This window comes from Novosphingobium sp. UBA1939, assembly GCF_002336885.1.
GTDB lineage: Bacteria > Pseudomonadota > Alphaproteobacteria > Sphingomonadales > Sphingomonadaceae > Novosphingobium.
Window position 1 is genome coordinate 1 of sequence record NZ_DDFB01000070.1, and the last position, 8,878, is coordinate 8,878.

The 8,878-nt window shown below is 65.8% G+C and carries 7 protein-coding genes; all 7 read right to left on the reverse strand.

The window, feature by feature from the left end; translation table 11 throughout:
- On the reverse strand, positions 1-646 hold a 646-nt coding region (locus B3547_RS09975; RefSeq protein WP_292962627.1), incomplete at its 3' end, for a thiamine pyrophosphate-binding protein.
- Positions 643-1,026 carry a cupin domain-containing protein gene (locus tag B3547_RS09980; protein ID WP_292962628.1) on the reverse strand — a complete coding sequence of 128 codons (384 nt, stop codon included), beginning with the start codon at positions 1,024-1,026 and terminating at the stop codon, positions 643-645. The genes B3547_RS09975 and B3547_RS09980, both read right to left, overlap by 4 nt.
- A gap of 39 nt (positions 1,027-1,065) precedes the next feature.
- Positions 1,066-2,934 carry a hydantoinase B/oxoprolinase family protein gene (locus B3547_RS09985; protein ID WP_292962630.1) on the reverse strand — a complete coding sequence of 623 codons (1,869 nt, stop codon included), beginning with the start codon at positions 2,932-2,934 and terminating at the stop codon, positions 1,066-1,068.
- A 1-nt stretch (position 2,935) separates the two neighbouring features.
- A complete protein-coding gene (locus B3547_RS09990) occupies positions 2,936-5,026 on the reverse strand; it encodes a hydantoinase/oxoprolinase family protein (RefSeq protein ID WP_292962632.1) in 2,091 nt (696 codons plus the stop codon).
- A gap of 13 nt (positions 5,027-5,039) precedes the next feature.
- Positions 5,040-5,948 (reverse strand): ABC transporter permease, encoded by a 909-nt coding sequence (locus B3547_RS09995; RefSeq protein ID WP_292962634.1) that lies wholly within the window; start codon positions 5,946-5,948, stop codon positions 5,040-5,042.
- Positions 5,949-6,016: 68 nt separating this feature from the next.
- Positions 6,017-7,594, reverse strand: coding sequence for a sugar ABC transporter ATP-binding protein (locus B3547_RS10000; RefSeq protein ID WP_292962636.1), 1,578 nt, complete (start codon positions 7,592-7,594; stop codon positions 6,017-6,019).
- Positions 7,591-8,670 carry a sugar ABC transporter substrate-binding protein gene (locus tag B3547_RS10005; protein ID WP_292962639.1) on the reverse strand — a complete coding sequence of 360 codons (1,080 nt, stop codon included), beginning with the start codon at positions 8,668-8,670 and terminating at the stop codon, positions 7,591-7,593. The genes B3547_RS10000 and B3547_RS10005 overlap by 4 nt, the downstream gene beginning before the upstream one ends.
- Positions 8,671-8,878 lie beyond the last annotated feature (208 nt).

Here is an 8,878-nt window from a genome sequence, read left to right on the forward strand (position 1 = left end):
TAAGCATCGGCCGCCGTGCGCCAGCCAGAAGACTGGCGGCACGGACGACGTCCTCGGGCCGCGCGCCGGGACGGGCCGACAACCGCCGCGGCGTCCAGTCGCCGCGGGCCGGGCTCGCCAGCACGTCCATGGGGATGTCGAGATAGACCGGACGCGGTCGGCGGCTGTCGAAGACGGCGAAGGCGCGGTCGAGATATTCCGGCACGTCCTCGGGCCGCCAGCAGGTCGCGGCGAAGGCGGTCACCTGCTCGGCCATGGCGCGCTGGTTGCGGGATTCGTGCAGCCTGCCACGCTGGCGCCCTTGGTCGCCCACGACCAGCGTCGAGGCGATAACCAGCATCGGCACCGAATCCGAATAGGCTTGGCCCACCGCGGTCAGCGCGTTGGTCACGCCCGGCCCGGTGATCAGGAAACAGGCGGCCGGCCGGCCGGTGGCGCGGGCGTAGCCGTCGGCCATGAAGCCGGCGCCCTGCTCGTGCTTGGTCAGCACATGGGTCATCCCGCTTGCCGCCATGCCGCGGTAGAGCTCGATCGTGTGGACTCCGGGGATGCCGAACACATGGGTGATGCCGCGCGCGGCCAGCGCGTCGAGCAGAGCTTCGCCGGTCGTCTGGAGGCGAAGGGCCGCATTGGGACGGCTGTTCATTGGTCCACCCGGATCGTCGCGATGTCCGCAGGCGAGAATATCTCCAGCAGCTCCAGGTCGGCCGAGACGTAGGTCACGCAATGCAGGCATCCCGTCGGCTGCCAAATCGCGTCCCCGGCCCTCAGCGTCCGCCGCTCGCCGCCTTCCAGCAGGAACTCGATCTTGCCCTTCAGGATGTGGACATACTGAAAGGCGGCATCGTGCCAATGCATGGCCGGGGCGACCGTGCCGCCCGAGGTGGCGCGGAAGATCCGTGCCGTATACGCGCCGCCGGTGGCAGGCTGCAGGCCGTTCTCGCGCATCTCGAACCGGGAGCCGGGCACGGCGTTGAAGCCGGTGTCCGAACCCCGCAAGATCGTCGCAGGGGGATGGGTCCCCATCCCAGGTGTCGCGTCTGTCATGTCCTCCTCCGTCGGCTGTCAAGCCGCATTCTGCTCGGCGATCGGGCGACGCGGCGCGGGCATGCCGGTCTCGGCCTCGCAGCGGGCCACCAGCTCCTCGATGGTTCCGCCGAAGTCGAAGCTCTGCGGAGAGCCTGCCTCCGCCGCCATACGTGCCCGCAGGGCCGCGGTGGCCAACTCGTCGACGGCAAAGGCAGCATCGAGCACCACGCCGTAATCCCGCGCGCCGTCGCGCGTGATCAACCCGTTGCGTGCATCCTCCGTCACCAGCTTCGCCTGCCGCTTCAACGGATCGCCCCACCCGCCACCGCCCCAGGTGTCCATGACCAGCACGTCGCCCTTCGTCACCTTGATCCGGTCGCATTTTGAGGCGACCAACTCGCTCGTGCCCGTGATCCGGTTCAGCCGGCGCTTGCTACGACCGGCCGCCTTGCCGCCGTTGACGCCCCAGGGGCGGGTCATCCAGCGGTCGTCATGGATCGAGATCTCGCCCGGCTCGCGAAATTCATAGGCGATGGAGATGCCGTTGCCGCCCCGGTGCAGGCCAGGCCCGCCGCTGTCGGGAATGATCTTTGTGTGGCGGATCACCAGTGGGAAATAGGCCTCCAGATACTCCGTCGGGATGTTCATGAACGATGGCCAGAGCGAGTGGCCATCCACTCCGTCGCCCACCGGCCGCGCCGGCAGGCCGCCGAAACCGATCTGGTAGAGCTGGAACCAGTCGCCCTTGGCGTCGGAGCCCGAATACATGAGGTGCGGGCTGGCCGACCAGCCGGCGCCGCACATCGCCTCGGGCTTGCCTTGGCCGAGAAGGCCGGAGACGAGGTCGAACATGCGGCACAGAAGGTGCGTCCGGCAGGACAGCGCCGCCGGACGGCGCGGTCGCAAGAGGCTGCCTTCGGGAATGCGCACGTCGATCAGCTCGTAGTAGCCATCGTTGAAGACGATCTGTGGATCGAACAGCTTCGAGGTATAGGCCCCGAAGATCATCTTGAACTGCTCGTCCTGCAGGTAATAGTTCACCGAGGACGAGGACTGCGGATCGGTGCCCGCGAAGTCGAAGATCGCGCGATCGCCCTCCCGCCACATGCTGCAGGCAATCTTGTAGGGACCGTTCCCCATGCCGTCGTCATCGATATAGTCCTCGAAGCTGACCGGGGTTTCCGGCACCACCTCACGGATCACCCGCCGGAAGGCATTGAGGTTCCGTTCCAGCAGCAGTTCCATAGCCGAATAGAGCGTGTCGGCTCCGAAGCGCAGCGACAATTCATGGATGCGCCGCTCGGCCAGCTTCACGGCGGCGATCAGCGCCATCAGGTCGGCGCGGTTCCATTCGGGCACGCGGCTGTTGCGCAGGCAGATTTTCAGGATCTCATCGGCCAGAACACTGCCGCGCATGATCTTGACCGGTGGGATCTGGATGCCTTCCTCGAAGATCTGCTGCGCATCGGTGGGCAGCGATCCCGGAACCCGGCCACCGGTGTCCGTCATATGGCCGAACATGGCGGCCCAGGCGGCAAGCCGTCCACCGTGGAAGATCGGCATCAGCACCAGCCAGTCGTTCAGGTGGCTGACCGCGCCGTTGCAGGAATAGGGATCGTTGGTCAAGAAGACGTCGCCTTCCTCGATCTCTCCATCATAGGCCTTGAGGAAGCCGTGGATGAACGAGCCGAATTGCCCCACCACCATCAGCCCGTTGGAATTGGCGATGATGGGAAAGGCATCGTGCTGTTCGCGGATGCCGGGCGACATGGCGGTGCGGAAGATCACCGCATCCATCTCGCTGCGTGCATTGCGCAGCGCGTTCTCGATGATGTCGACAGTGACCACGTTCACGTCGACGCGGCCGTAGGAGGCCGTATTCGGCTGGATGATCTTTGCGGTCATGTCAGGCTTCCGCTTGTCTGTGGTCGTTTGGATAGATCAGGATCGAGCCGTCGGACGAGACGTCGCCGTAATGCCCCGGCAAGATCAGTGACGTCGTGTCCATCTCTGTCACGATCGCCGGGCCAAGCACGCGATCGCCCGCCCGCAAGAGCGCGCGGTCGTAAAGCCCCGTCTCGTGCTCCTGGCTGCTGTGGAAGATCGCGGTCTTGCCGATGCAGGCGGAGGCGGAGCTGCCATCGCCCTGCGGCAGGCGGCGGGCGGCCAGGTCGAGCCCCCCGGCCTCGGCCGTGGCGCGCAGGTTCACCAGCTCGCACTCCGTATCCAGCGCGAAGACGAACAACTGCTCGTGGGTGCCGTCGAAACGCCGCCGCAGGATGGCAGTGATGTCGCCCGCCAGATCCTCCTCGCTGAGGTCGATCGGCATCACGAGGCCCTGCCCGCAATAGCGCACGTCGGCCTGGTAGGTGAATTTCGGCGTCATGCAGTCCTCCAGCCCCGCCCCGGCCTCGTCCTTCAGCGGCGCGAGGGCCGCACGGATCTCCTCGGCGGAGGTCTCGCCGAAGCGCCGCACGAAGCTGCGCGCGCTTTCGTTGCGCATCTTGGTCGTGGCGTCGCCATAGGCGCAGAGGACTCCCGGCCCCGGCGGAATAATCACCGGCCAGCTTTGCAGCAGTGCACCCAGCGCATTGGCGTGCAGCGGCCCGGCTCCGCCGAAGGCCATCAACGCGAAATCACGCGGATCGTAGCCCATCTCGACCGAGACCAGGCGCAGAGCGCCGAACATGTTCTCGTTGACGATGTCGATGACACCCTCGGCCGCCTCACGGATCGACAGGCCGAGTGGGGCGGCGACCTTCTCCATCGCTTTCTCGGCCAGGGAGACGTCGATCTTCATATCGCCGCCGAGGCGAACGTCGGCGGGCAGGTAGCCGAGGACGACATTGGCGTCGGTGACCGTCGGCTCGGTTCCGCCCTTCATGTAGGCCGCAGGCCCCGGCACCGCGCCCGCGCTCTTCGGGCCGACGCGCAGCGCCTTGGTCAGGTCCGGCACGAAGGCGATGGAGCCTCCGCCCGCCCCTACCGTCTTCACGTCGATCGACGGCGCGCGCACGATCACCTCGTGCACCGCCGTCTCGCGACGGGTGCGGGCCTCCAGCCCCTGCACCAGCGCAACATCGGTCGAGGTGCCGCCCATGTCGAAGGTCAGAAAATCGGGAAAACCGGTCTGTTTCGCCACCCAGATCGCGCCAGCCACGCCGCCGGCCGGGCCGCTCATCAGAAGGTTGACCGGCGATGCCGCCGCAGACTCGCCCGACGACAGGCCTCCGTCCGAGCGAAGGATGCGCAGGTTCACGTCCGGAATCTTCGCGGAAAGCAGGTTCTGCAGGTTGTTGACGTATTCCTTGACAATGGGTCCAACGTAGGAGTTCACCACGGTCGTAACCGTCCGCTCGTATTCGTACATCTCCGGTGCCACTTCGGAACTGATCGAGACCTGGATGTCCGGCAGTTCCTCGCCGGCGATCTCGCGTGCGCGGCGCTCGTGCCTGCCGTCGACATAGGCGTTCAGGAACGAGATCGCCAGCGCCTCGATCCCCTCGTCGCGCAGCTTCCTGATGTCGCGGCGCAGGGCCGCCTCGTCCAGCGGCGCCAAGACGCTTCCGTCGGCGCCGATGCGTTCGTCGACTTCGACGACAGAAGACAGCGGCACTAGCGGTTCTGGCCGCTCCCACGTCACCCAGGCTCCGAGATTGCCCGGAACGAACGAGCGACCGATGTGCAGCACGTCGCGGAAACCCTTCGTCGTCAGCAGCCCTACCTTCACCCCGCCGCGCGTCAGCACCGCGTTGGTGGCCACCGTCGTGCCGTGCATCACCGTATGGATCGCGCTCGCAGGAATGCCATGCTGCTCGGTGATCCGCTCGATCCCGTTCAGCACCGCGATCGACGGGTCGTGCGGCGTCGAGGACACCTTGGCAGTGAACAGCGCCCCATCCGCCTCACGCACCGCCAGGAGGTCGGTGAAGGTGCCGCCGATGTCGACGCCCAGGATGAAGCCGGGCCCGGTTTTGATCGGAGTTTGATCGGTCATTCTTTCCTCTCTGTCAGGCTCGCGCCCGCTTCTCACGCCAGCGCCGCAGCACCTGGACGGTAGCGATGGCGACAATCAGCGCACCGCCGTAGAATAGGTCCTGAACGAAGGATGGCGCGCCGATAGTGACGAGCCCGGTGATACCGGTCGCCAGGAAATACATCCCGAAGAGCGAGCCCCATGGATTGAACCGGCCCGGCGTGATGGCGGTCGACCCGAGGAAGGCGCCGGCAAAGGCAGGCAGCAGCAGCGAAAAGCCGGAGACGGGATCGGCCGCGCCCGACGTGCCGGCATAGATCACCCCGCCGAGTGCTGCGATGAAGGAGGAGGAAATCAGCGCGCCCATGCGCACCCGGTCGACCGCGACGCCGTTCAGCCGGGCGACCTCAGGGCCGCGACCTACGAAAAGGAGCTTCATTCCGAACGGCGTGCGGGTGAACACGTACCATAGCGCCATGCACAGGATCAGCGTGTAATAGAACGACGGCGCGATACCGAAGATGCGCCCGGTCAGCACCGCGCTGACGAGGCTGTCGGAGATGCCGTAGATGGTGCGCGAGCCGCTGATCCAGCGGACGACACCTTGCAGCAGCGTCGCCATCCCGAGCGTCGTGATCAGCGAGCCGATGCCGAGCCGGATCACCAGCAGCGCATTCAACACACCCACGACGATCGACACCGCCAGCGCCGCCAGCACGGCGAGCCCGACCGGCACGTCCAGGTCGACATTCAATACCGCGATGATCATCGCCGAAAACGCCAGCATCGCGGCCGCCGACAGGTCGAACTCGCCCGCCGTCAGCGGCACGATCAGCGCCAGCGTCAGCATGACCACCGCCGATTGGCCACCCAGGATCGAGGCATAGATGTTGAACGACCCGAACACCGCGGGCTTCACGATCAGGAAAATCGCGATCAGCAAGATCCAGACATAGATCAGCCCGATGCGTTCATGGATCGACCCGCCTTCGCCCCGCTTGCTGTTCTGGCTCACGCGGCCGCCCCCGTCATATCGTGCTGTGCCGCCACGGCCTGCCGGAGGCTAGCCGAGACGATGACGTCCTTGCTGATGGCCTCTCCGGCGAGTTCGGCTGAAACGCGGCCGGCTGAGAAGATCAGGACGCGGTCGCAGATCTGCGCCAACTCGCCGGCGTCGCTGCTGTAGAGCACCACCGCCGCGCCCGCCCGGGCCGCACCTTCGATGGCGGCATAGATCAGCTGGCGTGAGCCCACATCCACGCCCTGCGTCGGCTCCGACAGCGCAAGAATGCGCGGCGACAGGGAAAGCCATTTGGCAATCAGCGCCTTCTGCTGGTTGCCGCCGGAAAAGCTCCCAAGCAGCATGCCCGGCTCGGCAGGAGCCACGCCGGACGTGCGGACCACCGTCTCGACATGCTGTCGAAGCGACCGGCGCATCAGCCGCAGCGCCTGCGTGAAGCCCGGCAGGGCGGGCAAGGCGATGTTCTCGGCTAGGCTCAGCCCGCCGACCCCAGATTTCCGCAACCGGTCGTCGGGCAGCAGGAACACCTCCTGCGCCATCAGGTCCCGCAACGGGGTTGCGGCCAAGTCGATCTCGACCGGCCCATCGCGTCCCGGCCCTTGCAGCAGCCCGGTCCGAGCCTGCGAAGCCCCAGTCAGCAGTTCGGGCACGCTAGCCGCACCCGAGCCGATTAACCCGGTCACGCCGAGAATCTCGCCTGACGCGACGCTGAACGTGCAATCGGCCACTCCGCGACCCGAAAGGCCGCTGACCTGCCAGGTCTCATCGCGGCGCAGGCGCTCCGTGTCTCCGCGGCGCACGTGATGATGCTGCAGCGTCCGGCCAACGATGGCCTCGATGATCTCGTCCCGTCCGGTCGCGCGCGTGTCGAAAGCGGCCACCTTGCGTCCGTCCCGCAGGACGATGATCCGGTCGGTGATCTCGCGCACCTCGTCGATGTCGTGCGCGACGAAGATGATGCTGCCCCCTGCCCCGGCAAAGCCGCGCAGCAGCGCGAACAGCTTCGCCACCCCAGCGGCAGGCAGGAAGGGTGTCGGCTCGTCCAGGATCAGCACCTGCCCCTCGGCTGCTCCGCCGAGGGTCTCGACCGCGCGGACCACAGCGACCAGACAGCGGGCGGCCAGGCTGAGACTGTCGACCCTCGCATCCAGCGGGAAATCCAGCCCGAAACGCCGCAGCGCCTGTGCGACCGACGCGCGAAGCTCTTTCCATGGGATCGACACGCCGGAAAGCGCACGGCGGTCGGTCAGAAGAAAATTCTCCAGGATCGTCATGTCGTTCACCAGGCCGAGATCCTGATGGACGAAGGCGATGCGGCTGCCCGTCCCCGCCACGTCGGCGGTGACGGGAACGCCGTGCAGCGCCAGCGTCTCGATGCTGTCCGGTCGGTGAAACCCGGCCAGGCACTTGATCAGCGTGGATTTGCCCGAGCCGTTGTGCCCGAGCAGCCCGAGGATCTCACCCCGCGCCAGATCGAACGAGACCCCGTCCAGCACGAGCGCCGGGCCGAAGGACTTGCCCATTCCGACGATGCGAAGCGCCGGTGCGACCGGGGCGGGATCGCTCACTTCGACAGGCCCCACAGGTCGGCGAAGCCCCTGATATGCGCATCGCCGTAGCCCGCATCGTAAGTCGCCGGAACGCCGGCGCTCGCCACGTTCGAAGCATCGAAGATGTAGAGCGGCACGTTCAGCACCGGGTTCGCCTCGACTCCACAGAGCATGCGCATGTCGTAGTCAAGCGCCGCCCGGCCGATCCAGCCGACGCTTTCGCCGATGTCCATCTCGACCTTGCCGTCGCGCACCATGTCCAGTACGAAGGGCGTGCCGTTGAACGAGGCGATCTTCACATCCGGCCGCCCGGCGAGATTCAGCGCGGGCAGGACGAACTGGCTCATCCCGTCATAGAAGGGCACGACGTAGTTGATGGCCGGGTCCGACAGCAGCGCCGATTGCACCGACTGCGTCATGCGGGTCGACCAGTCGGCCAGCGGCACGTTCAGCAACGTATAGCTGCTTTCCGTGCCGTATTTCACGAAGGTTTTTTCGATAGCCTCTTTCGCGTATTTGGCGGAACTGACCTCGTCGGAGTGCACGAAGAGGATCTTGGCCTTGCCTTCGGTCTTGGCAATCGCCCAAGCGGAGGCAAGCTCCATCGACGCCGAGAAAGGCGCAAGCGAGGCACCATCGACGAAGGCAGGGACGGGTTCGTTGGCGTCATACCAGTGCGAGACGGTGACCTTCACGCCCGCAGCGCGGGCGGCCTCGATCTGCGGCTGCAGCATTTCCGGGATCGGCGCGGTCGACAGGTCGATCAGGTCGTAGCCTTCGGCCACGGCCAGCTCTATCCCGCGGATCCACTGCTGCACGTCGAACTGGTTGTCGAAGACCCGCAGGTCGAACCCGACTTCGCCTGCGGCCGATTTCATCGCATTGGCGACATTAGCGCTGAAGGGATTGGCCTGGGTCATTGGGATGACCATGATCTTCTTGCCGGCCAGGCAGGCCTTGGCGTCGAAAGCGGGACCGGGGGCGACGAACTCGCCCGGCGACTGATGCTTCTTGACCAGCGCCTTGGCAGCATCGACCCCCGACTCTTGGGCAATCGCTGCGCCCAAACCAAAGGCAGTCAACCCGAGGAACATAGACACGACGGATGGAAAAAGCGGATTGTGTGTCGACATAAGGTAGCCTCCCATTGAAGAAATGACCGATATTGTTTTTCTTATGCACGCTATCGACACACCGTCAGCACCACAAATAGACAAGGGCTATTTCTAACATAGTCAGAGTGGAATGCCCCGCAAAACGCCGCGCGGTCAGGACGCTCGGTGTTGATTTCCGCCGAGAACT